This window comes from Mycoplana sp. BE70 (genome assembly GCF_031455855.1).
Taxonomy (GTDB): domain Bacteria; phylum Pseudomonadota; class Alphaproteobacteria; order Rhizobiales; family Rhizobiaceae; genus Mycoplana.
In genome coordinates, this window is sequence record NZ_JAVDTM010000006.1 from 317,610 (window position 1) to 341,139 (window position 23,530).

The window sequence follows — 23,530 nt, forward strand, 5'->3', positions numbered from 1 at the left end:
CAACGGAAAACAGAATGTCCTTCCGCACCCGGCTTACCGCCCCGTTCCGCCATGTCGATCGGCCGGTACTCACCGCCTTCGGCTGCATCCTGCTCCTGCTCCTTCTCGGCAGCCTCTATTCGAGCAATTTCCTCTCCCTTGAATACCTGCTGCAGCAATTGAAGGTCGCCTCATTCCTCGGCGTTATCGCAGCCGGTATGATGCTGGTAATCCTGCTCGGCCAGATCGACCTTTCTGTACCTTGGGTGATGACCATGGGTGCAATGATGGCCTGTGCGGCCGCAGGGTTCGGCACCAGCGGCACGATCCTCGCCATTCCCTTCGGAATTTTCTGCGGGACGGTCTTCGGCCTGCTCAACGGCTTCGGCGTCGCCTACATGCGCATCCCCTCGATGATCGTCACGCTCGCGACAAACGTCGTCGCCCAGGGGCTGATGGTCCTCTACACCGGCGGCTTCTCGCCTCAGGACTCGGCGCCGACGGCAATGCGCTGGCTCGCAACCGGCTTCATCATTCCGGGTGTGCCGAACGCCATCCTCGTCTGGGCGGCGGTCAGTGCCGCGATGGTGTTCCTGCTGACGCGCACGACCTTCGGACGCTCCGTCTACGGCATCGGCAATAGCGAGCGGGCCGCCTACCTCTCCGGGATCGATACCCGCCGCGTCATCATGATCGCCTTTGCGGTTTCCGGCGCACTGAGCGCATTCGGCGGCGTTCTCTTGGCGGGTTACGCCTCCAAGGCCGCACAGGCCATGGGCGATGCCTACCTGCTGCCCTCGATCGCAGCCGTGGTGCTCGGCGGCACCTCGATCCTGGGTGGCCGGGGCTCCTACCTCGGCACCGTAGCCGGCGTAATCCTGATCACGTTGCTGCAATCGATCCTGTCCGTGATGCAGATGCCAGAAGCCGGGCGCCAAATCGTCTATGGCATCGTCATCGTCGCCATGCTGCTGCTCTATGGCCGCGGTCCGGCAAACCAGTGATAGGTCGTAGCATCGGTGCCCATTAATCGATATTGCCCACTGACGCCGCCCGGGGAGGTTGAACAGAATCCCTGATGGTGACCGCGGAGAACAAGACCATGTCGCCGGCGGCGTTCCCGCCCCGCCGATGAAGCGGCTGACGGCGTTCGATCGCTTCAAGGCATGAATTTTTGGCTAGCTAAATGCATCCGATGAATGGCTGATCATCGGCGACTGTGCAAGGTCGCGGGCCGACGATCATTGCCGTTCATTAGATTGACCGCAACTTGAATGATTCCTCTCGTGAGACTATATTCAGCCTCACATGGATGGGAGATTGTCATGCTCGCGTTTTCAAATGTTGCCAATGTCCTCGGCCTTTCTGCCAAGGTAGCGCAGCAGTCGCCGATCGGCCTTGTAATGCAGATTGAGCATGGTTTGCCGGTAGGTGCGGTCGAGCGGATCGCTAGGCTTGTTGCGCCGAATGATACCCAGTTCAAGTACAGGCTGGTACCGAAAGCAACTTACGAGCGCAGAAAAAGCACGAAGACCCTGTCTCCTGAAGAGGGGACGCGGCTGGCGCGGCTGGCCCGCATCTGGAGCCTGGCCTTAGAGGTTTGGAAGGACGAGGAGGAAGCCCGGTCGTTCCTGTTCCGTGCGCATCCGATGATCGAGGACAAGCGGCCAGTCGACGTCATCATCCAGAGCGAGTTCGGTGCGGAAATGGTCGTGGACATCCTGAACAGCTTGAAATACGGCAGCGCCGCGTGACGGCACAAGTTCTGGACCGGACGCTCACCTGTTACCGGATCGGCGATCCGGCAGGCACATATCCGATTTTCGATGCGACCGGCTCGACGATTGCTCCTGGTCGGTGGAACACGCCCGCAAGCCCGGTCATCTATAGCTCGGAGCACTATTCGACAGCGCTGCTGGAAAAACTGGTGCATGGCAGTGGGCGATTGCCGCCGAACCAGCACTTTGTGGAGATTACTGTGCCACGGGGGACAAGCTACGAGGTGTTTTCGCAGCCGGCATTGCCCGGTTGGGACTCGATGCCGGCGGCGGTCAGCAAGGCCTTCGGGGAAGCCTGGTGCCTCGAGCGGCGTAGTGCCATCCTGCTGGTGCCCAGCGTCGTCGCCAGGCTGGACAACAATATTCTCATCAATCCTGCTCACCCCGAGTTCTCCGACATTGCACAGAGCCTGCACCAGCTGGTGTTCTGGGACCGCCGGCTGTTCGGGATCTGACGCGGACGCAAGCCGGCGAGAGGCGAGGGGGCTACAGCCCCGCCGCCTTGGTGAGGTTGACGCGGAAGCGATCGCGGCGGCGCTGGTAGCCGCGGGTCATCTCCGCCGAGGCATGGCCGAGCTGCTTCTGGACGTGGCGCTCGTCGACCTCCGCCGCGGAGGCGAGGCCGGCGCGCAGCAATGGCCGGCCAATTTCTGGCTGCGTTCCGCCTCGGACAGCTCGCCGCGGACGCCGGCGGCCAGCGCCGTCTTCTTGACGAGGCGGGCCACCTCCTGGTCATGCAAACGGTCGGGGCCGACATTTTTGCCCTGGCCCGTGACACGACGGAACAGCCACTGGCGAGCCTGGCGAAGCGGATCCGCCGTCTTGTGGAACGCCTGCGTCCCGATGAACTTGCATGCCTGATCTCCTGAGAGCTGCCAATTCGCGACGATCGCCGCCAGATCGATACTGTCGCCTTCGTAACTATTGAAATCTAGGTCGTGTCGCGACCTGTGGATGCGACCGTAGAGCCATCCGGATGCTCTGATCTTATGCAGGTGGTGACAATAATCTTGTGAAAGATCCCGTAGTAAGGCACAATTTGTGCATGCACCCTGAAGTGCGGAACTATCGCTAATTCGGCCATCTCGCGCCGAATGGCAGTTCGCGTGGGAGGGCGGCGTCGATGGACCAGGGGTTCTTCCTTCTGTTCGCTGCGGTGGCCGTGATCACGGCCCTGACGGTTGTTCTGGCGCGCAATCCGGTCCATAGCGCACTCGCGCTGATGGCGTGTTTTCTGCAGGTCTCCGCAATCTTCGTGCTGCTCGAGGCGCCGCTGCTCGCGGTCATCCAGATCTTCGTCTATGTCGGCGCGATTATGGTCCTGTTCCTGTTCGTGATCATGATGGTCGACGTGCGCGAGGCGGTGTTGCAGCGGTTCCTGCCGGGCGGCAACTTGCCGGCGCTGGTGGTTCTCGTGCTGCTCGGCGTCGAAATGGTCGTGCTGGTGTTCTGGAGCGAGCGCTTTTCGGTCGCCGAACCCGTAGTCGCGAGTGGCGGCGACCAGATCAGACAGCTCAGCACTACGCTTTTCGCCGACTACCTGCTGCCGTTCGAAGCGGCCTCCGTCATCCTGCTGGTGGCGTTGGTCGGTGCCATCGTGCTGGCGCGGAAGGAACCGGGATGATGGTTCCGCTCTCCTGGTATGTTCTGCTCGGGGTGGTCCTGTTTGTGATCGGGGCGGCCGGGGTCTTGCTCAGGCGCAATGTCCTGGTCGTGCTGATGTCGCTGGAGCTCCTGCTCAACTCCGTCAACATCAACTTCATCGCCTTCGGGCGTCAATATGACGATTTCCGCGGGCAGATCTTTGCGATCTTCGTCATCGCCATCACCGCCGCGGAAGTCGCCGTCGCCCTCGGCATCCTGGTCGCCCTCGTGAGGAACAAGCACACCCTCAAGGTCGACGACGTGACCATCATGAAAGGATAGCGGCTTGGACCCGGCGATCTCGATCCGGCCGCTGCTTGCCGTCGCCGTTCCCGGTCTGGCGGCGCTTGCCGTCCTCCTTCTGCACGACCGCGAGCGGCTGCGCGATCTCATCTCGCCGCTCGCCGCCGTCGTTCTGTTCGCGATCGTTGCCTCGATGGCCCCGACGGTGCTTTCCGGCGGCACCGTCGAGTTGCGCCTGTTCGAGATCCTGCCGGGGATCGACTTCGCCTTCCGAGCCGATGCGCTCGGCATGGTGTTCGCCACCGTTTCTTCGCTGCTGTGGATCCTCGCGGCGATCTATTCGATCGGCTACATGCGGCACCTCAACGAACACGCGCAGACCCGGTTCTTCGCCTGCTTCGCCACCAGCCTCGCGGCTGCCGTCGGCGGTGCCTTTTCCGCCAACCTGTTCACGCTGGTGATCTTCTACGAGGTGCTCAGCCTCGTGACCTACCCACTCGTCTATCACCATGAAGACGAGGAGGCGTGGAGGGGCAGCCGCAAGTACCTCGTCTATCTGATGGGCGCCTCGAAGAGCGCGCTCCTCGCCGCGCTGGCATTGACCTACCAGATCGCGGGATCGCTCGACTTCGTGCCGGGCGGGCTTCTGGCCAACGCCAATGCCGCGCCGGCGCTGCTGACGGTCGTTTATTTCTGCTACCTGTTCGGCTTCGCCAAGGCGGCGGTGATGCCGATGCACGCCTGGCTGCCGGCTGCCATGGTGGCGCCGACGCCGGTCAGCGCGCTGCTGCATGCGGTGGCCGTCGTCAAGATGGGCGTGTTCTGCGTCCTGCGGATGGTGTTCGACGTCTTCGGCGTCGCGCTGGTGGCGAAACTTGGACTGGGCATCGCCACGGCCTATCTGGTTTCGTTCACGATCCTGATGGCGTCGGTCTATGCGCTGACGCGGGACGACCTGAAGGCTAGGCTCGCCTATTCGACGGTCAGCCAGCTCTCCTACATCGTGCTCGGCGCGGTGCTGCTGTCGCCGGTCGCCATGGTCGGCGGGATCATCCACATCGCCGCGCACGCCTTCTCCAAGATCACGCTCTTCTTCTGCGCCGGCTCGATCTACTGCGCCTCGGGAAAACGCAACATCAGCGACATGGCCGGCATCGGCCGCAGGCTGCCCTGGACGATGGGCGCCTTTTTCGTCGCTTCGCTGAGCATGATCGGGATCCCGCCGACCGCGGGCTTCGTCAGCAAGTGGTACCTGGTGCAGGGCTCGGCGGAGGCGGGACAGATCGCATTCCTGGCCGTGCTGCTGGTGAGCTCGGTCCTGAACGCCGCCTATTTCCTGCCGGTCAGCTATACCGCCTTCTTCGTACCGGCGGCCGACGATGGCCAAGCGCCGGTCCGCGAGATCCCACTGGTCGCGGTCCCGCTGGTCGCGACCGCCGCCCTGTCGGTGCTGATGGGCATCTTCCCCGGCTATTTCCTTACCCTGGCGGACGGAGTGGTGCGATGATCCGGCGCGTCGTCGATTTCTTCGGGGACGAGACCTATGCCAGGCAGCGCCGGACGCTGCTCTACCTGGTGCTCGTGCTGATCGTCCTCGCCGACTTCGTGGTTCCCCGCGAACACGCCGAATACCTGTGGGAGCGGCTGCCGGGCTGGTCGGCCGCCTACGGCTTTTTTTCCTGCGTGGCTCTGATCTTCGTTTCCAAGTTTCTCGGCCATCGGGCCGGGCTGATGCGGCGCGAGGACTATTATGACTGACTTCGTCCATCCGGGCCTGCTCCTCATCCTCGGCGCCCTGCCGATCCCGTTCCTGAAGGGGGCGATCCGCAAGGCCTACCTGCTGCTGGTCCCGGCGCTGGCGATCGTCGCCGTGTTGGCCATGCAGCCGGGCAGCTACGGCGCGGCGAACATCCTCGGGCAGGACATCCTGATCGCCAAGATCGACAAGCTGAGCATCGTCTTCGCCACCGTCTTCACCCTCATGGCGCTGATCGGCATGGTCTATGCGCTGCACGTGACGGAGGCCGGCCAGCACGTGGCGGCGTTCGTCTATGTCGGCTGCGCGCTCGGCGTGGTGTTCGCCGGCGACTACCTGACCCTCTATCTGTTCTGGGAGGGCATGGCATTCGCCTCCGCTTACCTGGTCTTCGCGCAGGGCGGCGGGCCGGCGATCCGCGCCGGGTTCCGCTACCTGATGGTCCATGTCACCGGCGGGCTCGTGCTGTTCGGCGGCATCATCCTGCACGGGCTCGGCACCGGATCGATGCTGTTCGGCCCGATCGAGGCGCCGATGGGTGCCGGTGCCTACCTGATCCTGGCCGGCTTCCTGCTCAACGCGGCCGTGCCGCCGCTCAACGCCTGGCTGACCGACGCTTACCCCGAGGCGACCGTCACAGGCGCCGTTTTCATGAGCGCGTTTACCACCAAGACCGCCGTCTACGTGCTGGCGCGGGCGTATCCGGGCACCGAACTGCTGGTCTGGCTCGGTACGGTGATGGCGATCTATGGCGTCATCTATGCGGTGCTGGAAAACGACTGCCGGCGGCTGCTCGCCTACCACATCGTCAGCCAGGTGGGCTACATGGTGGCGGGCATCGGCATCGGCACCGAGCTGGCGGTGAACGGGGCCGCCAGCCACGCCTTTGCGCACATCCTCTACAAGGCGCTGCTGTTCATGGGGGCGGGGGCGGTGATCTACGTCACCGGCCGTCGCAAGCTCACAGAGCTCGGCGGGCTCTACAAGGCCATGCCGCTGACGGTGGCGCTCTACATGGTCGGCGCGCTTGCGATCTCGGCCTTTCCGTTCTTCTCCGGCTTCGTCACCAAGTCGATGGTGATCGCCGCCGCCGGGGCCGATCACCGGGCGCTGGTGATGCTGGCGCTGACGATGGCCTCGTCGGGGACGTTCCTGCACACCGGCCTCAAGCTTCCCTACTACATGTTCTTCGGCACCGACCGGAAAATTCAGGCGCGTGAGCCGCCGCGCAACATGCTGGTGGCGATGGGCATGGCGGCAGCGCTCTGCATCGCCATCGGCGTGTTCCCGCAGCCGCTCTATGCGCTTCTGCCCTATCCGGTCGACTTCCAGCCCTATACCGGCCAGCACGTCACCGAGAGTCTCGGCCTGCTGATGTTCACCGCGCTCGGGTTCGTGCTGTTCCTCAAGGCGCTCGACCCCGAGAACACCATCAGCCTCGACACCGACTGGTTCTACCGCAAGGGTGCCCGCGCCTTCATGTGGCTCGCCGAGCGGCCGCTGGCGCGCTACGAGCAGGCGGTGAGCAACGTCTCCGAGACCGTGGTGTTGCCCCTCATGCACGGGGCTGCACGCACCGGGCTGCGGATCGATCTGGCCGGCGTGGACGGCGTCGTCAACGGCGTCGCCCGCTCGATCCTGCGTAGCGGCGGGGCGCTGCGGCGGCTGCAGACCGGCGTCGTCACCCACTACGCGCTGGCGATGATCGCCGGCGTCATCACTGCCGTCGTCGTCTTCGCCGTGGTGTGGCGGTAGGGGGCGCGATGGGAGTCCCGCTGCTCAGCCTCATCGTCCTAACCCCCGCCGTCGGGGCGTTTCTCCTGATGTTCCTGCGCAGCGACGATGCGGTGCGATGGACGGCACTCGCTGTCACGGTCCTCGATCTCGCACTCTGCATCGCCATGCTCGCCGGCTTCGACACCACCACGCCCGCGATGCAGTTCGTCGAACGGCACCCCTGGGTGCCGGCGCTCGGGATCACCTTTTCGCTCGGCATCGACGGCATCAGCGCGCTCTTCGTGTTTTTGACGGCGCTGCTGGGCACGGTCTGTGTGCTCGCCTCCTGGGCCGCGATCGACCGCAGGGTGAAGGCGTTCATGATCAGCCTGCTCCTCATGCAGGCGCTGATGCTGGGGGTGTTCTGCGCGCTCGACCTGTTTTTGTTCTACGTCTGCTGGGAGGCGATGCTGATCCCGATGTACCTGATCATCGGCGTCTGGGGCGGCGAGGGCCGCGTCTATGCGGCCTTCAAGTTCTTCCTCTACACGCTGGCGGGCAGTCTCGTGTTCCTGGTCGGTGTCATCGTCCTCTATCTCCAGGGCGGCAAGACCTTCGACATCCTCGCCCTGACGGCGCAGCACCTGCCGTTCGCGGTGCAGTCCTGGCTGTTCTTCGCCTTCCTGATCGCCTTTGCCGTCAAGGTGCCGATGGTGCCGGTGCATACCTGGCTGCCGGACGCCCATGTGCAGGCGCCGACGGCCGGCAGCATCATCCTCGCCGGCGTGCTCCTGAAGATGGGCGCCTATGGGTTCCTGCGGTTCTCGCTGCCGATGCTGCCGGAGGCGTCGCTGCATTATCAGACGCTGATGCTGGCGCTGTCGGCGCTCGCGATCGTCTATGGCGGCTTGCTGGCGCTGGCGCAGGACGACCTGAAGAAGCTGGTGGCCTATTCCAGCATCAGCCACATGGGCTTCGTGACACTGGGGATCTTCGCGCTGAATCTTCGCGGGCTGCAGGGCGGCATACTGCAGATGTTCAATCATGGCATGACGACGGGCGCGCTGTTCCTGTTCGTCGGCCTGATCTACGAGCGGACGCATACGCGCAGCATCGCCGACTATGGCGGGCTGATGAAGCTGGCGCCGATCTATACTACGTTCCTCGCGCTGTTCACCCTATCGTCGATGGCGCTGCCGGGGACGAACTCGTTTATCGGCGAACTGCTGGTGCTGTCGGGCGGGTTTGCGGCCAACCTGGCGCTTGGCGCCGTGGCCGTCTTGGGGGCACTGCTGGGGGCTGCCTACCTGCTTGGCATGTATGGCAGGGTCGCGCTTGGCCCGGCGACCGCCCGCGCCGGGTACAAGATTTACGACGTGAACGCCCGCGAGATCGCGGCGATCCTGCCGCTGGCCGTCTTCGTGTTGTGGGTCGGGCTCTATCCGAAACCCTTTCTCGCCATCATCGATGCCTCGGTGAGGCACCTGCTGGTGCAGGTGCATGGTGAAGGGGGCGGCCAATGAACGCCGCGGCGCTGTACCAGTCGGCGCTCGCGAGCCTCCCGGAGATCGTCGTGGTAACCGGGGCCTGCATCCTCTTGATCCTCGGACAGCTGGTGCGAAAGGGCCGGGAGGATTTCCTGCTCTGGGCCTCCGTCGCGGTGGTGGCGATTGCCGCCCTTCTGACACTGATACCGGCGGGCGAGGTCCGGTCGGCCTATGCCGGCATGTTCGTTGCCGACCGCTTCTCGGTCTTCTTCAAGCTCATCTTCTACCTGGCCACCGTCCTGACGTTCCTGCTGTCGCGCAAATACGCCGACATCGAAGGGATCGGCAGCAGCGAATACTATGTCCTGCTGCTCTTCACCCTTTCGGGGATGATGATCATGGCCTCCGCGACCGACCTGCTGTCGATCTATGTGGGCCTCGAACTGACGGTGCTCTGTACCTATGTCCTGACCGGCTTCCTGCGGCGGGAGCGGCGCTCGAACGAGGCGGCACTGAAATATGTGATCCTCGGCGCCGTCTCGACCGGCATTTTCCTCTACGGCGTCTCGCTGGTCTACGGGCTCACCGGCACCACGCAACTGGATGCGATGGCTGCGGCAGCGACCGGCGAGCCGCTCGATCCCGGCCTGCTGCTGGCGGTGGTCTTCATCGTCGCCGGCCTGGTCTTCAAGGTCGGCGCGGTGCCGTTCCATATGTGGCTGCCGGATGTCTATGAAGGCGCGCCGACGACGATCACTGCCTTCATGTCTGTAGGACCGAAGGCCGCCGGCTTCGCGGTGATCCTGCGGGTGTTCCTCAACCCGCTGGTCGCGACCTCGAACGCCTGGATCGTCGTCGCCGTCATTGCCGTGGTGACGATGGCGCTCGGCAGTTTCGTGGCGCTGGTACAGGACAACTTCAAGCGCCTGCTGGCCTATTCCAGCATCGCCCATGCCGGCTTCGCCCTGTTCGGCGTCGTCGCCGGCGGCGCGGAGGGGATCGCCAGCGTCATGCTCTACCTCCTGATCTACGCCTTCATGAATCTCGGCATTTTCGGCGCTGTCATCATGATGCGCAGCGGCGATTTCTCGGGCGAGGTCATCGAGGACTATGCCGGCTTCTCCAGGCCGCATCCGGTGCTGGCGCTGCTGATGCTGCTCTACCTCTTTTCGCTGGCCGGCATTCCGCCGACGGCCGGGTTCTTCGCCAAGTTCTACGTGCTGGTGGCGCTTGTCGAGCGGGGCTTCGTCGTGCTGGCGGTGATCGCCGTGCTGCTCAGCGCCGTCGCCGCCTACTTCTACATCCGCATCGTCATGCTGATCTACATGCGCGAGCCGAAGCGGGCGTTCGAGCCGGCGCTGACGCCGATGGTCAGCGCCACGCTCGCGATCACCGCCGCCGGCACGTTCGGTATCGGCCTGTTTCCGGCCTGGTTCCTGCGGTTAGCTCAACAATCGGTGTTCGGCGGTTGATTTGCAATGATTCGCTCGACGGAATAGACTGCCAGTTCAAAGGATTACCCAAGTCGCTCCCCGGGGGCGACGGCGTTATGGCCCCGGTGGCGTTCGGCTTGAGCAAGCCCCTTTCGAGGGTGGCCGATATGACTGCGATGGAGTTCCTGCCGGTTCTTTTCATGGTTGCCGGAATCGTGCTGGTGGCCGCGGCGACGATGTTCGTCTCCTCGCTGCTGCGCCCGTCCAATCCCTACCGAGAAAAGAACGCGCCCTATGAATGCGGCATGGATGCCGCGGGCGAGGCCGCCGGCGGCCGCTTCCGGGTGCCGTTCTTCATCCTCGCGATCCTGCTGGTGGTGTTCGACGTCGAGGCGATGTTCCTCTTTCCCTGGGCCGTCGTCCTGAAGGAGATCGGGCCGGTCGGCTATGTCGAGATGTTCGTCTTCATGCTGCTGCTGCTCGTGGGCTTCGCCTACGCCTGGCTGAAGGGAGCGCTGGAATGGGAGGAGTAGGCAACACCATCCGCGACAGCGTCCTGTTCACCACGGCCGACAACGTCATCAACTGGAGCCGGAGTTCGGCCTTGTGGCCGGAAACCTTCGGCATTGCCTGCTGCGCCATCGAGATGATCTCGGCCGGTTGCGCGCGCTACGATCTCGACCGGTTCGGCGTGGTGTTCCGCCCGTCGCCGCGACAGTCCGATGTGATGATCATCGCCGGCACGGTGACGCGGAAATTCGCCCCCGTCGTGCGCCGGCTCTACGACCAGATGCCCGAGCCGCGCTGGGTGATCGCAATGGGCACCTGCGCGATTTCCGGCGGCGTCTACAACACCTACGCCGTGGTGCAGGGGTCGGAGACCTTCGTGCCCGTCGACGTGCATGTGCCCGGCTGCCCGCCGCGGCCAGAGGCGCTGATGCACGGCTTCCTGCTGCTTCAAGAGAAGATCAAGAGGTCCCGCGCACTGGCCGGGACGCCTCTGGATCGGATCGTCGCATCATGAGAGGGGGCCCGCCGCTTGACCGCACCCCGATCATGGAGCGCTTCGGTGCAGCGATCGAGGATCTCGGCGCCGCGCACGGCATCGATGTCTTTGCCGTTCCACCCGAAACGATCGTCGGGTTCTGCCGGTTCCTGAAGGAGCATCCGGCGTTGCGGTTCAATTTCCTCTCGGACATCTGCGGGGTCGATCACTATCCCGAAACGCCGCGGTTCGAGGCGGTCTACCACCTCTATTCGCTGCCGAACAAGTGGCGGGTCCGCATCAAGTGCCGGCTCGGCGATCCGCCGCAGGTTCCCTCGGTCACCGGGGTCTGGCGGACCGCCAACTGGCACGAGCGCGAGGCCTGGGACATGTACGGGATCTGCTTCGAGGGCCACCCAGACCTGCGCCGCATCTACATGTGGGAGGGCTTCGAAGGATTTCCGCAGCGCAAGGATTTTCCGTTGCGCGGCTACAGGGACAAGCTGAACCCCTTTGGCGCCGAGGGGCCGCCGCCGACGCAGCCCGACCTCGCCACCAGAGAGATTCCTGAAGGGAGCCAGTTGACGCCGGAGCGAGGAAAATGACCGAAGTCACCGAGTTCGAAAGGCCTGAAGGCGAAGCGCTCAATACCAGGGAAGTGCTTCTCAATCTCGGCCCGCAGCACCCCAGCACCCATGGGGTCCTCCGGCTCGTGCTCGAACTGGACGGCGAGTTTGTCGAGCGCGTCGACCCGCATATCGGCTACCTTCACCGCGGCACCGAGAAACTGGCGGAGAGTTTCACCTATACCCAGATCTTCCCGCTGACGGACCGGCTCGACTATCTCTGCCCGCCCTCGAACAACCTGGCGTTTGCGCTGGCGGTGGAAAAACTCCTCGGCATTGAGGCGCCGATCCGGGCGCAGTATATCCGCGTGCTGATGGCCGAGCTGGCGCGGATTTCCGGCCATCTGCTGATCACCGGCGCGCTGCCGATGGACCTCGGCGCCATGACCGCGCTGCTCTATGTCATGCGCGAGCGCGAGATGATCATGGACCTCCTGGAAATGATCACCGGCGCGCGCATGCACACCTCCTTCTGCAGGGTCGGCGGGGTGCGCGAGGACCTGCCCGACGGCTTCCTGCCCAAGATCCGGGAGTTCTGCGAGATCTTCCCGAACCGGATCCGCGACTATGAGCAATTGCTCGAAACCAACCGGGTGTTCCTGAAGCGCACGCGAGGCGTAGGCATCATCTCCGGCGAGGACGCCATCGACCTCGGCTTGAGCGGCCCGAACCTGCGTGCCTCCGGCGTCGACTGGGACATCCGCCGCGACGAGCCCTACGAAATCTACGACCGGCTCGATTTCAAGGTCATCACCCGCGACGAGGGCGATTGCTATGCGCGCTGGCGGTGCCGGGTCGACGAGATGCGCGAAAGCATCCGCATCATCGAGCAGTGCCTCTACCAGATGCCCGAAGGGCCTTTCCAGATCGACATGCCGACGATCGCGTTCCCGGTGGACAAGGAACGCGTGCACTGCTCGATGGAGGCGCTGATCCAGCACTTCGACCTGTCGGCCTACGGCTTCGACGTTCCCAAGGGCGAGGTCTATTCTGCGATCGAGGCGCCGAAGGGCGAACTGGGGTTCTACATCATCAGCGACGGCTCGCCGAAGCCGTTCCGCATGAAGGTGCGGGCCCCGTCCTTCGTGAATCTGCAGGGGCTGTTCGGGGTGAGCAATGCCCGCTACCTGGCCGACATGATCGCCGTGCTCGGCAGCCTCGACCCGGTGATGGCGGAGGTGGACAAGTAGAGGAGGCTTGGACGCGATGGGCATGCGCGAACAGATCGAGACGGCTGCGGCCCGGTATCCCGACCGGCGCTCGGCGATCATGCCGGCGCTGCTGATCGCGCAGAAGGAGCATGGCCATCTGCCCGGCCCGGTGCTGGAAGAGGTCGCCGACATCCTCGGCGTCGAGCGGATCTGGGTCTACGAACTGGCGACCTTCTACACGCTCTTCCATACCGAGCCGGTCGGCCGGTTCCACCTGCAACTCTGTGACAACATTTCGTGCATGCTGTGCGGCGCCGAGCGCCTGCTGCAGCACATGGAAACGGTGCTGGGGATCAGCAAGGGCGAGACCACCCCGGACGGGCTGTTCACGCTCTCGACCGTCGAATGCCTCGGGGCCTGCGAGATGGCGCCGGTGATGCAGGTCGGCGACGACTACCACGGCAACCTCGATGTCGCGCGGCTGGACGCGCTGCTGGACAGCCTTCGGGCTTCGGCGCGGCGGGTCGAGGCTGTCGCGCACGCCGCTGCGCCGTCGCCGGGAGAATAGCGCCATGTTCGAGCCGGTTCTCCTCAAGAACATCGACCTGCCGGACGGTCATCGGCTGTCGACCTACGAGGCCGGCGGCGGCTACCGGGCGCTGGCGAAGGTTTTGCGCGAATATACGCCCGACGCGGTCGTCGAGCTCGTCAAGCAATCCAACCTGCGCGGCCGCGGCGGCGCCGGCTTCCCGACCGGCATGAAGTGGAGCTTCGTGCCGAAGCGGGCCGACAAGGAAAAATACCTGTGCTGCAACGCCGACGAGGGCGAGCCCGGCACCTTCAAGGACCGGATCATCATGGAGCGCGACCCGCACCAGCTCGTCGAGGGGCTGGCGGTCAGCGCCTATGCGATCGGGGCGAGGACCGCCTATGTCTATGTCCGCGGCGAATATGTCACCGCGATCCGCCGCCTCGAGCAGGCGATCGCCGAGGCGCACGCGAAGGGCTATCTCGGAACAGGCATTCTCGGCACGGACTTCGATTTCACGATCCACATCCATTGCGGCGCCGGCGCCTATATCTGCGGCGAGGAGACGGCGATGCTGGAGTCGCTCGAGGGCAGACGGGCGCAGCCGCGGCTGAAGCCGCCGTTCCCGGCCGTCGCCGGCCTCTATGCCAGTCCGACGGTGATCAACAATGTCGAGACGCTCGCTTGCGTGCCGCATATCGTGATGCGGGGGGCGGAGTGGTTCCGCGACATCGGCCCGGACAAGAGCCCCGGCCCGAAGCTCTATTGTGTCAGCGGGCAGGTGCGCAGGCCCGGCCTGTATGAACTGCCGATGGGCATACCCTTGCGCGAGCTGGTGGAGGAGCACGCCGGCGGCGCGCTACCGGGGCGCAGAATCAAGGCGGTGATCCCGGGCGGGGTCTCGGCGCCGGTGATCCCGGCGAGCGGGCTGGAGGTCGGGATGGATTTCGACTCTCTGGTTGCCGTCGGCTCCATGCTCGGCTCGGCCGGCGTCGTCGTGATCGATGACACGACCTGCATGGTCAAGGTCGCCACCCGCATCGTCGAGTTCTTCCACCACGAGTCCTGCGGCAAGTGCACGCCGTGCCGGGAGGGCCTGAACTGGGCCGTGAAGGTGATGCGCCGGATCGAGGCCGGGGAGGGGGCGCCCGGCGATCTGGAGCAGCTGGAGATGCTCTGCAAGGGCATTTTCGGCAATACGTTCTGTGCCCTTGGCGACGGGGCGGCGATGGGTTTGCGGGCGGCGCTGAAGCATTTTCGCGAGGAATTCGTCGCCCATATCGAAGAACGGCGGTGCCCGTTCCACTGAAGGCGTGCTGATGCATGTCTCCCGAAAGTGTGCAGCGGTTTCGGGACAAAGACATGCACAAAAAATTGAAGCAGAAGACTGCGAGGAACCATGGCTAGCATCACGATCGATGGGCAGACGCTGGATGTCGAGGCCGGCTCCACGGTGCTGCAGGCCGCCGAGCGCCTGGGCATCGCGATTCCGACCTTCTGCTACATGAAGCGGCTGCCGGCGCTGGCCTCGTGCCGCATGTGCCTGGTGGAGATCGAGGGGCAGCGGCGGCTGCAGCCGGCCTGTGCGACGGTCGTCACGGACGGCATGGCGGTGCGGACCAACACGTCGCTGATCGAGGAGACGCGCTCGTCGATGCTCGACATGCTGCTCGCCAACCACCCGCTCGACTGCCCGATCTGCGACAAGGGCGGCGAGTGCGAGCTTCAGGACATGGTGATGGCCTACGGGCCGCGCGAAAGCCGCTTCCGCGACGCCAAGCGCGTGTTCCACTCGAAGGACATCCGCCTCAGCCCGGTCATCATCATGAACGTCAACCGCTGCATCCAGTGCCAGCGCTGCGTGCGGATGTGCGAGGAGGTTGTTGGCGCGGTTGCTCTTGGCACCGTCGAAAAGGGCATGGATACCGCCGTCACCGGCTTCGAAGGCAGCCTCGCCAGTTGCGACCAGTGCGGCAACTGCGTCGAGGTCTGCCCGGTCGGCGCGCTGATGAGCTTCCCCTATCGCTACAAGGCACGGCCCTGGGACCTCGCCGAGACCGACACGGTTTGCCCGCATTGCGGCACCGGCTGCCAGCTGACCGTCGGCGCGCGCAAGGGCGAGTTCATGCGGGTCCGCTCCAAGCAGGAGCACGGCGTCAACCGCGAAACGCTTTGCGTGCGCGGCCGCTTCGGCCTCGACTTCATCGAGAGTTCGGATCGCATCAAGCGGCCGATGATCCGCCGTGACGGTACACTGGTCCCGGTCTCCTGGGAGGAAGCCGGCGACTACCTTCGGCAGCGGCTCTCCGCGGTCGCGAGCAAGACCGCCGGCGGGCTGGCCTCGCCGCGCCTGCCCAACGAGGTGCTCTATCAGTTCCAGAAGCTGATGCGGACGGTGTTTTCCACCAACAGCATCGACTGCTCGTCGCGCTGGTCGACGCCGGTCGACGTTGTGGCTCCGCTGCTGGCCGGCACCTACACCCGCGCGCCGCTCGAAGAGGTGCTCGCCAACGACTGCGTACTGGTCGTCGGCAGCAACGTCACCGAGGAGAACCCGGTCACCGAATACCTGCTGCGCGACGCCGCGCGACGGCGAGGCACCCGGTTGCTGATGCTCTCGGCGCGGCCATCCCGCCTGGATGCCGACGCCGGCGCGGTCGTTCGCGCATCCCCCGGCGGCGAGGCGGCGAGCGTCGGCGCGGTGGTGGCCAGTCTCGTCGCGACGGCCGGTCAGGCATTGCCGGGCGACGTCCTCGCAGCCGTCGGCACGACTGCAGGCGGGCTGGCGGCCGCCGGCAGTGACGACACAGACCGCCTGGCCACGGCGCTAATGAAAAGCCAGAGCGTCACCCTACTCGTCAGCGTCGATCTGCTGAGATCGCCCGAAGCGCGCGTGACGCTGCAACAACTCAACAACCTGCTGCAGGTTCTCCGCCGGCTCGACAAGGCGCCGGCAATGCAGTTCCTCTTCGACCGCGCAAACCAGCTGGGCTCTTGGGACATGGGGGTTCTGCCGGCGGCGCTGCCGGGGCTGCGGCCGGTCGAGGATGCTGCGCCGCGCGCAGCCTTCGGCGTGGCCTGGGGCGCCGAGATCCCGTCCGAACCGGGTGCCGATTTCGGTGCGATGCTGGACCTTTGCGACAAAAGGCAAATGGGCACGTTCTACATCGTCGGCAGCGACCCGCTGATGTCCTATCCAGAACGAACTTTCGTGCAGCGGGCGCTCGGGTCCGCGGATTTGCTGATCGTGCAGGACGCCTTCCTCACGGAGACGGCCGGCCTGGCCGATGTCGTCCTGCCGGCGGCAGGTTACGGCGAGGAGGCCGGCACATTCACCAACAACGAGGGCCGGATCCAGACGGTGCGCAAGTTCCGCGAACTGCCCTTCGCGGCGCGGGACAATCTGGCGATCTTCGACTTCGTCGCGGCGGTCCGCGGTCAGGCGCTGCAACCCTCAGAGACCGGCGGAATCCTCGACGAGATTGCCCGGCTGGTGCCCGCCTACCAGGGGCTCGCACAGGACCAGCTTAACCCCGACGGCGCGTTTACCCGAGCGACCTCAACGCCGCCGCTCGGCACATTCTACCCCCCTCCGCCTGCGGCCGCGGCAACCGACCGGCTCATGCTGATCACCGGCAACGGCCTGTTCCACAACGGCTATCTTACCGAGCACTCGGAAATCCTGAACACGGTTGCCGACGATCCCTATGTCGAGATGGCTGTGCAAGACGTCGCGCACCGGCGCCTTTCGGAGGGCGACCAGGTGGTTGTGCGCTCCGCCCAGGGCGAACTGGCGGCGAAGCTCAAGGTCAACCGGCACTTCCCAAATGGCCTCGTGTTCATTCCTGAAAACTACCGGGCGCTGCGGCTGAACAGCCTGATGCGGCGAGGCGAGTATCCATGCCCGGTGGAGGTCGAAAGGGCTGCGTCCCTCGCCGTGGGGACTGCCCCGACCGCAGGCATCGGAGGGGATTCCGACAATTTCGGCCAGGGCACTGCCGCCGGCTCGCCTTGAAAGGTGCGCGCTCGTCAGTGGTAGTGGGTGCCGGAAATGTAATCGTGCAGGTCCTGCTCGGTGCGCGTGGCTTCCTCGAGCCTGTGCTTGACCACGTCGCCGACGCTGACAATGCCGGCAAGGGCGTCACCATCCATGACAAGCACGTGACGCGTGCGCCGCTCGGTCATGATGGCCATCGCTACCGGCAGCACATCATGTGCCGAACAGGTCGGTACGCTGAGGTTCATGATGTCGGCAATCCGCATCAAGGGCGCCTCGGTTCCGTATTTCGCGACGGCGTTGCAGCAGTCACGTTCCGATACCGTTCCCAAGCATTCTCCCGGGGAGCGGCCGACGATCACGAAGCCGATGTTGTTGTCCCGAAACAGCCGCAGGACCTCCAGCATCGTATGATCCGGCGTGACCGAGATGACCTCGGGCGACTTGCCCTTCAAGATCTGGTAGACCAGCATCTGAGCCTCCTGTCTGCGCGACGGCCCCGCGGCCGCGCTGTCATGTCCGTCTGATATTCCGCCACCAGTTGTAGCCGCGTGGCTCGCTCGCCTCGACCCGGACCTCCTGCTCAGTGTTCAGGCGTGCGGCGACCACGCCGCCGCCGGTCTCCGCCTTACCCGGCTTGGCGAGCAGGTCGTCGCGCCCGATGACGAGGTCACGGGAGGAGAAGCTGGAGAATTCGTACTGCTGGCCGAGCGCGATTGCGTCCGCCGGGCAGGCATCCTCGCAAAGCCCGCAGAACAGGCAGCGGGCCGTGTCGATCTCGAATTTTGCCGGATGACGCTTGCCGTTCTCGTCCTCGTAGGGGACGACCTCGATGCAGTCGCAGGGACAGATCTTCGCGCAGAGTTCGCAAGCCACGCACTTGATCTCGCCTTCTTCGTCCCGCTTCAGAAAGTGATGACCGCGATAGCGCGAATAGGGCAGCCATTTCTCCTTGTCCGGATACTGCATGGTCACCGGTTTTGAGAACATGTAGCCGAAGGTCAGGGCTAGGCCGCCCGCCAAGTCGGCGAAGAACGCCCAGCCGATCCAAGATCCAGCTCTGTCCAGTGCACGCGACATCGCCGCCCCGCTGTGGAGCCGCTGCGGCTCCTATGAGATGACAACACCTGTGATAATTATGTTCGCCAACGACAGGGGAAGCAAGACTTTCCAGCCGATCGCCATCAACTGGTCGTAGCGGTAGCGGGGGAAGGTGAAGCGAAACAACATGAACAGGTAGACGAAGAACGCAACTTTCAGCATGAACCACAGGAGTGGCGGCAACGGGATCAGCACGCCGTTCCAGCCGCCGAAGAACAGGATCACCACCAGGACCGATACCAGCACCATTATGACGTATTCGCTGACCATGAAGAAGGCAAAACGGATGCCGCTGTATTCGGTATGGAACCCCGCCCCCAGATCGCCTTCGGCCTCCGCCAGGTCGAAGGGGATGCGTTGCGCCTCGGCCAGCCCCGCCACGAAGAACACCAGGAAGCCGACCGGCTGGTAGACGATGTTCCAGACGCCGGCCTGCGCCCGCACGATCTCGAGCAGGCTCATCGACTGCGCCATCATCACCACACCGATGACCGCGAACCCCATCGGGATCTCGTAGCTGATCATCTGCGCGCAGGTCCTGAGGCTGCCGAGGACGGCATATTTGCTGTTGGCGGCCCAGCCGCCGAAGATCACGCCGTAGACCTCGATGCCGATCACCGCGAAGACGAAGAGCAGCGCCACGTTCATGTTCGAGGCGTAGAGCGAGATATCGTGGCCGAGCACAGAGATGTCTTCGCCGAACGGGATGGCAACGAACACCACGAAGGGCGGGGCGAGCGCCAGGATCGGCGCGAGCTTGAACAGGAAGCGGTCCGCCTCGGCCGGGATGTGGTCCTCCTTGGTCAGGAGCTTTATGCCGTCTGCCACCGGCTGTAGCAGCCCGTGCCAGCCCACCCGCATCGGCCCCATCCGCTGCTGGATATGCCCGGCGATCTTGCGTTCCAGCCAGGTCAGCGGCAACGGCAGCAGCAAAAGGATCGCGATCAGCAGCGCGACCTTGAAGGCGATCAGGCCAAGGGCGAGGGCAAGGTCCATGATCCCGGCTACTCGTGCAACGGGTTGAAACGTGAGACCTATCAGTACTGCACGGTACAACGGCGGTGCAGCACATGCAAATGCCATCACAACCATGTCTCGCTCGATGGGGCCTGCTGCAGCCACGTTCCTTCGAGCCTTGTCGGCTTCAGGACCTATCTTTCGCGCTCTCGGCGATGCAGAATCTGAGCGCGGAAACCGAGGTAGAGACCGCTTCCTCTGCATCAAGAGAATAGTCCTCGTTTTCGATCGAGATGACATCGTCGTAACCGACAGCGCGCAGCGCTCGAACGATTTCAAGCCAGGCCCTGACGGGAGTGCCGTGACCGAGCGAAACGTAGTTCCAGAAACGGACGCGGACAGGGATGACAGGCTTGGTGTCCAGCAATCCGTTGATGCGTGACTGTGGCTCTACCCGCGTATCCTTGCCGTGCACGTGGTAGATGCTGGATCCCAATTCACGGATGGCGGAAACCGGATCACCACCCATCCAGATGAGGTGCGACGGGTCGAAGTTCACGCCGATTGTGGGGCCGACGTCCTCGCGCAGTCGAAAGAAACTCTCTGAATTGTAGACGGCCTGCCGCCCATGTTGCTCGACGCAGATGCGTAGACCCTTTTTCGCGGCCGCGGGTGCAAATGCCCGCCACCATGGCAGGATTCGCTCCTTCCATTGCCATTCCAGGATCTCCATGGCCTCAGGCGGCCATGATGATGTGATCCAGTTGGGATGGTTGTCGCCGGGACCAGCAGGAAGGCCCGACATCATCACCACGCGCCCGACGCCGAGCAGTGCCGCAAGTTCCACCGTGTCGTAGGCCAGTTGGCTGTCGCTCGAGCCGGTTTCTCCGGGATGCAACTGGTTTCCCGAACAGTTCAACGCCGAGATTTCGAGGCCACGATCCCTCACCTTGCCGAGTAGTTGATCGCGCGCTGCAGCACTGGCGAGCAGTTCGGCGATGTTGACGTGTGGCGCGCTCGACCATCCGCCCATGCCGAACTCGACATTCGTGATGCCAAGCTCGGCGGTCTGGTCGAGGCATTCTTCGGTCAGAATGTGTCCGAAACCATCGGTATTGAAGCCGATTTTCATCTCGTTCCTCCCCTGTGGAAGCTGCTCAGGCTGGCGCGTGCTCGACGCGCGTCGCAGCACGCGTGTCGGCTGACCGCTGGATCGCGTCCAGAATTTCCGCCACGCGCACCCCATCGAGCAGCGTGCCGCTTGCGATCGGCTTTCCTTCCGCGATCGCGGTCAGAAAGTCGTGGATCATGAAACCGAAGATTTCGGCGTATCCGACACCGACGCCGTCAAAGGGGACGGGAAGCATGCGTCTGAGATTCGGTGAGGACGGCCGGTTCGCGACGATAGCGAATGGCGTCTGCCCCGAGCCGTCGAAGCGTGCGATTTCATACTGGTTGAGGAATTTCGTCGAGAATTTCGCGCTTGCCTTCGTCCCGAAGACTTCGAACGACAGCGTGTTGCCCATGCCGATCGCCACGCGGCTCGAGGAAAACAGACCCTGCGCGCCGCTGCGAAAGCGCAGAAGGGCGGACATCACATCGTCGTTGTCGACGGTCTTTTTCTCGGTACTCAGTTCCACTCTGTCATGCCCGACCGTCGGGCCGGCGGCGACGAAGCGCTCCTTGATCGAGATGTTCGAGATCGCGCCGACGATTTCGTCGACTTCGCCGCAGAGGTAGCGTGCCGTGTCGATCGCGTGGGTTCCGATGTCCACCAGTGCGCCCGATCCAGCCCGATCCCTTTCGTAGCGCCAGGAATGCGGCAGGTGTGGATCGGCGGCATATTCACACTGGAACTGCACGAGAATGCCGACTATCTCGCCCATCTCTCCGGCGACAATCCTGTTGCGGATCTCGGTCACGGCGGGAATGCGGCGATAATTGAAGACCGTTGCCGCGCAGACATCTGTTCCCTTTGCCGCCTCATAAAGACGACGCGCGTCGGCGGCATTCAAAGCCAGCGGCTTTTCGCAAAGAACGTGTTTTTCGGCCTGCAGCGCGGCTGCCATTGCGTCGACGTGAAGGAAGTTCGGAAGGGCTATGCTGACGATGCCGATGTCGGGGTTGTCCATGACCGCTTTCCAGTCGGTGGCGGTAGCCTCAAACCCGTAGGTTGCTGCGAGTGTCAGGGCAAGTTCCTCATTGGGGTCCGCCACGACGGCAAGACGTAGTCCCTGCAGCCGATCCGCGAACCGAGGACAATGAGTGCGGTAGCCGAAGGCGTGCGCTGCGCCGATCATGCCCGCACCAGCGATCCCGATTCCGTGCCGCTTCATGAAACCCTCCCATAAGCCGCTCGCGCACTCGCAGACTGAAGCCGGCGCTGTGCTGCGATGCTGCGCAGCTTGCGATATTACGCCATCTTTTGGGTTCGACCTCCCTGATCGTCACAGAGGCTCGATCAGAGGGCGCGCTGAGGACGTTGAGGGGCTCTTCGCTGCCGCCAGGCGATCCTTTTCTCGGCGACAAACGAAATTGGGTCGTCGCGGTGAGCGTCGTTTTCGATGGAGTTTCTTTTGAATGGAGCGCCGTCCACCGTCTATCCAAACTAATACAACCACTCTGTATAACCCTCCCGTTGTGGTAAGATTACTTTTACGAGCTAGGCCGGATCGAGGAGATGCCGGAAAACGTTTCGACTTGTCGCAGATTGGGTCGCATCGGTGTCGAGGTGGCGCCTCCGCCATGCCGGATAGGGTAAGGCCCTCTACGAAAAGGCCATTGGACAACAGCTCGGAACGGGAGGTGTGCAATGGTTCGCAGACTGCTTCTCACCTTGGCCATAACGGCATCCGCCATGGCAATCGGCGGCACGGCGTGGGCGGACATCACAATCCTCGTGCCGTCGGGCAGCGAGGGCGACGGGCTTAGAGCTGCCGCCACCGACTACTCGAAGATGAAGGGCTCGAAGGTCGAAATCGTACAGGCGCCCTACGCCAACGTTTTCGAGAAGGCAGCGAATGCCGGCCAGACAAAATCGGGAGCGTTCGACATCGTGCTGATGGACGATCCGTGGATCCCGTTCTTCGCCGAAAACGGCCATCTCGAGGACCTCAGTCCATATTTCGCCAAGCTCGGTGTGCCTGGTCCCGACAACGATTTCCTGGCGAAGTCGCTGGCGGTCTGCCGCAACCCGTACAACACTGGGCCATTCGTGTGCATTCCCTATGTCGGCAATGCACAGATGTTCTTCTATGACGGCGCCAAGTTCGCCGAGGCCGGCGTCTCCGGCGCGCCCGCAACGTGGGACGATGTCTACAAGGCAGCCAAGGCGATCACCGACGCCGGCGGAGGACGGTTCTACGGCTACGTGTTCCGCGGCGGGCAGGGCAACAATGTGGTCGCCGATTTCATGCCGATCCTTTGGTCGTACGGCGCCAATCTCTTCAATGCCGACCGTAGCAAGGTGACGCTTGACACCAAGGAAGCCAAGGACGCGATGACGATGTTCATGACACTCAAGGGGATCTCCCCGAAGGGCGTCGAGAGCTTCGGCCCCGAGGACGTCGGTCGCGCCATGACGTCGGGCATTGCTGCTTCATCGATCAACTGGCCAAACTGGGTTGCCACGTTCGAAGACCCAAGCCAGAGCCAGGTGGTCGGCAAGGTCTCCTACGCGCCGATGCCGGCCGGCACGCATGCCGGCTCATCGGAGATTGGCCACTGGACGATGGGCGTGATGTCGGCTTCGAAGAACAAGCAGGAAGCCTTCGATTTCATGGTCTGGGCGACATCGCCGGAGCAGATCAAGATTTCCGCCACGCGCGGCAATCCGCCGGTCCGCTTCTCCGTGTTCACCGATCCTGAACTCACGTCGCAGCCGCAGTTCCGGCACTATCCGACGCTGATGCAGGCGATCAACTTCTCGACACCGCGGCCGCGCCATCCCAAGTGGCCCGAGATCGAGAACGCTCTCGGCATCGAACTTTCCAAGGCGGTCGCCGGGACAGAGAGCCCGGACCAGGCGCTCGCCAACGCCCAGACAGCGATTCAGAAGATCACCGGCATCGGCCAATAGAGCGCTGTCAGGTTCCCGATCAACCGGGAAGCGGGTTGCTCCCGCTTCCCCGCTGATGGCGACGCGTCGA

23 protein-coding genes and 1 pseudogene are annotated in these 23,530 nt (G+C 63.9%); 18 read left to right on the forward strand and 6 right to left on the reverse strand.

Translation table 11 applies throughout. The features are described from left to right. Positions 1-14 precede the first annotated feature (14 nt). From J2Y48_RS13645 to J2Y48_RS13655, 3 genes are all read left to right on the forward strand, one after another. Positions 15-983, forward strand: coding sequence for an ABC transporter permease (locus J2Y48_RS13645; RefSeq protein WP_310418692.1), 969 nt, complete (start codon positions 15-17; stop codon positions 981-983). 321 nt (positions 984-1,304) lie between these two features. Then, complete coding sequence (locus tag J2Y48_RS13650) at positions 1,305-1,733, forward strand: antitoxin Xre-like helix-turn-helix domain-containing protein (protein ID WP_310418695.1); 429 nt, start codon at positions 1,305-1,307, stop codon at positions 1,731-1,733. Then, entirely contained in the window at positions 1,730-2,212 is a 483-nt protein-coding gene (locus J2Y48_RS13655) for an RES family NAD+ phosphorylase (RefSeq protein WP_310418700.1), read from the forward strand. The genes J2Y48_RS13650 and J2Y48_RS13655 overlap by 4 nt, the downstream gene beginning before the upstream one ends. Before the next feature lie 31 nt (positions 2,213-2,243). Here J2Y48_RS13655 and J2Y48_RS13660 read toward each other — a convergent pair. After that, positions 2,244-2,551: pseudogene (locus tag J2Y48_RS13660) on the reverse strand (tyrosine-type recombinase/integrase); the annotation flags it as partial. A 329-nt stretch (positions 2,552-2,880) separates the two neighbouring features. Here J2Y48_RS13660 and J2Y48_RS13665 point away from each other — a divergent pair. From J2Y48_RS13665 to nuoG, 14 genes are all read left to right on the forward strand, one after another. Further along, entirely contained in the window at positions 2,881-3,381 is a 501-nt protein-coding gene (locus J2Y48_RS13665) for an NADH-quinone oxidoreductase subunit J (protein WP_310418704.1), read from the forward strand. Continuing rightward, entirely contained in the window at positions 3,381-3,683 is a 303-nt protein-coding gene (gene nuoK / locus J2Y48_RS13670; protein ID WP_310418887.1) for an NADH-quinone oxidoreductase subunit NuoK, read from the forward strand. The genes J2Y48_RS13665 and nuoK overlap by 1 nt, the downstream gene beginning before the upstream one ends. A gap of 4 nt (positions 3,684-3,687) precedes the next feature. After that, positions 3,688-5,151, forward strand: coding sequence for a monovalent cation/H+ antiporter subunit D family protein (locus J2Y48_RS13675; RefSeq protein WP_310418708.1), 1,464 nt, complete (start codon positions 3,688-3,690; stop codon positions 5,149-5,151). After that, positions 5,148-5,402: a hypothetical protein gene (locus J2Y48_RS13680; protein ID WP_310418711.1), complete on the forward strand. Its 255-nt coding sequence runs from the start codon at positions 5,148-5,150 to the stop codon at positions 5,400-5,402. The genes J2Y48_RS13675 and J2Y48_RS13680 overlap by 4 nt, the downstream gene beginning before the upstream one ends. Then, positions 5,395-7,155 (forward strand): Na(+)/H(+) antiporter subunit D, encoded by a 1,761-nt coding sequence (locus J2Y48_RS13685; protein WP_310418714.1) that lies wholly within the window; start codon positions 5,395-5,397, stop codon positions 7,153-7,155. The genes J2Y48_RS13680 and J2Y48_RS13685 overlap by 8 nt, the downstream gene beginning before the upstream one ends. Positions 7,156-7,163: 8 nt before the next feature. After that, positions 7,164-8,639, forward strand: coding sequence for an NADH-quinone oxidoreductase subunit M (locus J2Y48_RS13690; RefSeq protein WP_310418717.1), 1,476 nt, complete (start codon positions 7,164-7,166; stop codon positions 8,637-8,639). Beyond that, on the forward strand, positions 8,636-10,075 hold the full coding sequence (locus J2Y48_RS13695) for an NADH-quinone oxidoreductase subunit N (RefSeq protein WP_310418720.1): 1,440 nt from the start codon (positions 8,636-8,638) through the stop codon (positions 10,073-10,075). The genes J2Y48_RS13690 and J2Y48_RS13695 overlap by 4 nt, the downstream gene beginning before the upstream one ends. A gap of 128 nt (positions 10,076-10,203) precedes the next feature. Further along, on the forward strand, positions 10,204-10,569 hold the full coding sequence (locus J2Y48_RS13700; RefSeq protein ID WP_310418890.1) for an NADH-quinone oxidoreductase subunit A: 366 nt from the start codon (positions 10,204-10,206) through the stop codon (positions 10,567-10,569). After that, positions 10,557-11,060: an NADH-quinone oxidoreductase subunit B family protein gene (locus J2Y48_RS13705; RefSeq protein ID WP_310418723.1), complete on the forward strand. Its 504-nt coding sequence runs from the start codon at positions 10,557-10,559 to the stop codon at positions 11,058-11,060. Before J2Y48_RS13700 ends, J2Y48_RS13705 begins: the two co-directional genes overlap by 13 nt. Beyond that, a complete protein-coding gene (locus tag J2Y48_RS13710; RefSeq protein WP_310418727.1) occupies positions 11,057-11,626 on the forward strand; it encodes an NADH-quinone oxidoreductase subunit C in 570 nt (189 codons plus the stop codon). The genes J2Y48_RS13705 and J2Y48_RS13710 overlap by 4 nt, the downstream gene beginning before the upstream one ends. Further along, positions 11,623-12,837 carry an NADH dehydrogenase (quinone) subunit D gene (gene nuoD, locus J2Y48_RS13715; RefSeq protein ID WP_310418730.1) on the forward strand — a complete coding sequence of 405 codons (1,215 nt, stop codon included), beginning with the start codon at positions 11,623-11,625 and terminating at the stop codon, positions 12,835-12,837. Before J2Y48_RS13710 ends, nuoD begins: the two co-directional genes overlap by 4 nt. A 16-nt stretch (positions 12,838-12,853) precedes the next feature. Further along, entirely contained in the window at positions 12,854-13,366 is a 513-nt protein-coding gene (nuoE, locus tag J2Y48_RS13720) for an NADH-quinone oxidoreductase subunit NuoE (protein WP_310418733.1), read from the forward strand. A gap of 4 nt (positions 13,367-13,370) precedes the next feature. Further along, positions 13,371-14,636, forward strand: a complete 1,266-nt coding sequence (nuoF, locus tag J2Y48_RS13725) for an NADH-quinone oxidoreductase subunit NuoF (protein ID WP_310418736.1) — start codon at positions 13,371-13,373, stop codon at positions 14,634-14,636. A gap of 90 nt (positions 14,637-14,726) precedes the next feature. After that, on the forward strand, positions 14,727-17,342 hold the full coding sequence (gene nuoG, locus J2Y48_RS13730) for an NADH-quinone oxidoreductase subunit NuoG (protein WP_310418738.1): 2,616 nt from the start codon (positions 14,727-14,729) through the stop codon (positions 17,340-17,342). 14 nt (positions 17,343-17,356) lie between these two features. Here the strand turns inward: nuoG and J2Y48_RS13735 are convergent, their stop codons facing one another. The 5 genes from J2Y48_RS13735 to J2Y48_RS13755 form a co-directional block, all read right to left on the reverse strand. Next, a complete protein-coding gene (locus tag J2Y48_RS13735) occupies positions 17,357-17,797 on the reverse strand; it encodes a CBS domain-containing protein (RefSeq protein ID WP_310418741.1) in 441 nt (146 codons plus the stop codon). Between the two features lie 40 nt (positions 17,798-17,837). Beyond that, the gene (locus J2Y48_RS13740; RefSeq protein WP_310418744.1) at positions 17,838-18,404 is read right to left on the reverse strand and encodes an NADH-quinone oxidoreductase subunit I; all 567 of its coding nucleotides are present in this window, start codon (positions 18,402-18,404) and stop codon (positions 17,838-17,840) included. 30 nt (positions 18,405-18,434) lie between these two features. Further along, a complete protein-coding gene (nuoH, locus tag J2Y48_RS13745; RefSeq protein WP_310418746.1) occupies positions 18,435-19,421 on the reverse strand; it encodes an NADH-quinone oxidoreductase subunit NuoH in 987 nt (328 codons plus the stop codon). Positions 19,422-19,569: 148 nt separating this feature from the next. Further along, positions 19,570-20,514, reverse strand: coding sequence for a sugar phosphate isomerase/epimerase (locus J2Y48_RS13750; RefSeq protein WP_310418749.1), 945 nt, complete (start codon positions 20,512-20,514; stop codon positions 19,570-19,572). Positions 20,515-20,539: 25 nt separating this feature from the next. Next, positions 20,540-21,718 (reverse strand): Gfo/Idh/MocA family oxidoreductase, encoded by a 1,179-nt coding sequence (locus tag J2Y48_RS13755; RefSeq protein ID WP_310418751.1) that lies wholly within the window; start codon positions 21,716-21,718, stop codon positions 20,540-20,542. Between the two features lie 476 nt (positions 21,719-22,194). Between J2Y48_RS13755 and J2Y48_RS13760 the strand changes: the two genes are divergently transcribed. After that, a complete protein-coding gene (locus tag J2Y48_RS13760) occupies positions 22,195-23,460 on the forward strand; it encodes an ABC transporter substrate-binding protein (protein ID WP_310418755.1) in 1,266 nt (421 codons plus the stop codon). Positions 23,461-23,530: the final 70 nt, after the last annotated feature.

What these genes read in the sequence shown, in the direction of transcription:
- J2Y48_RS13760 (WP_310418755.1), top strand. Translation starts at nt 22,195, where the DNA reads ATGGTTCGCAGACTGCTTCTCACCTTGGCCATAACGGCATCCGCCATG.
- J2Y48_RS13680 (WP_310418711.1), top strand. Translation starts at nt 5,148, where the DNA reads ATGATCCGGCGCGTCGTCGATTTCTTCGGGGACGAGACCTATGCCAGG.
- J2Y48_RS13710 (WP_310418727.1), top strand. Translation starts at nt 11,057, where the DNA reads ATGAGAGGGGGCCCGCCGCTTGACCGCACCCCGATCATGGAGCGCTTC.
- J2Y48_RS13740 (WP_310418744.1), bottom strand. Translation starts at nt 18,404, where the DNA reads ATGTCGCGTGCACTGGACAGAGCTGGATCTTGGATCGGCTGGGCGTTC.
- J2Y48_RS13750 (WP_310418749.1), bottom strand. Translation starts at nt 20,514, where the DNA reads ATGAAAATCGGCTTCAATACCGATGGTTTCGGACACATTCTGACCGAA.
- J2Y48_RS13695 (WP_310418720.1), top strand. Translation starts at nt 8,636, where the DNA reads ATGAACGCCGCGGCGCTGTACCAGTCGGCGCTCGCGAGCCTCCCGGAG.
- nuoK (WP_310418887.1), top strand. Translation starts at nt 3,381, where the DNA reads ATGGTTCCGCTCTCCTGGTATGTTCTGCTCGGGGTGGTCCTGTTTGTG.
- nuoF (WP_310418736.1), top strand. Translation starts at nt 13,371, where the DNA reads ATGTTCGAGCCGGTTCTCCTCAAGAACATCGACCTGCCGGACGGTCAT.
- nuoE (WP_310418733.1), top strand. Translation starts at nt 12,854, where the DNA reads ATGGGCATGCGCGAACAGATCGAGACGGCTGCGGCCCGGTATCCCGAC.
- J2Y48_RS13685 (WP_310418714.1), top strand. Translation starts at nt 5,395, where the DNA reads ATGACTGACTTCGTCCATCCGGGCCTGCTCCTCATCCTCGGCGCCCTG.
- nuoH (WP_310418746.1), bottom strand. Translation starts at nt 19,421, where the DNA reads ATGGACCTTGCCCTCGCCCTTGGCCTGATCGCCTTCAAGGTCGCGCTG.
- J2Y48_RS13690 (WP_310418717.1), top strand. Translation starts at nt 7,164, where the DNA reads ATGGGAGTCCCGCTGCTCAGCCTCATCGTCCTAACCCCCGCCGTCGGG.
- J2Y48_RS13665 (WP_310418704.1), top strand. Translation starts at nt 2,881, where the DNA reads ATGGACCAGGGGTTCTTCCTTCTGTTCGCTGCGGTGGCCGTGATCACG.
- J2Y48_RS13755 (WP_310418751.1), bottom strand. Translation starts at nt 21,718, where the DNA reads ATGAAGCGGCACGGAATCGGGATCGCTGGTGCGGGCATGATCGGCGCA.
- J2Y48_RS13650 (WP_310418695.1), top strand. Translation starts at nt 1,305, where the DNA reads ATGCTCGCGTTTTCAAATGTTGCCAATGTCCTCGGCCTTTCTGCCAAG.
- J2Y48_RS13700 (WP_310418890.1), top strand. Translation starts at nt 10,204, where the DNA reads ATGACTGCGATGGAGTTCCTGCCGGTTCTTTTCATGGTTGCCGGAATC.
- J2Y48_RS13645 (WP_310418692.1), top strand. Translation starts at nt 15, where the DNA reads ATGTCCTTCCGCACCCGGCTTACCGCCCCGTTCCGCCATGTCGATCGG.
- J2Y48_RS13735 (WP_310418741.1), bottom strand. Translation starts at nt 17,797, where the DNA reads ATGCTGGTCTACCAGATCTTGAAGGGCAAGTCGCCCGAGGTCATCTCG.
- J2Y48_RS13705 (WP_310418723.1), top strand. Translation starts at nt 10,557, where the DNA reads ATGGGAGGAGTAGGCAACACCATCCGCGACAGCGTCCTGTTCACCACG.
- nuoD (WP_310418730.1), top strand. Translation starts at nt 11,623, where the DNA reads ATGACCGAAGTCACCGAGTTCGAAAGGCCTGAAGGCGAAGCGCTCAAT.
- nuoG (WP_310418738.1), top strand. Translation starts at nt 14,727, where the DNA reads ATGGCTAGCATCACGATCGATGGGCAGACGCTGGATGTCGAGGCCGGC.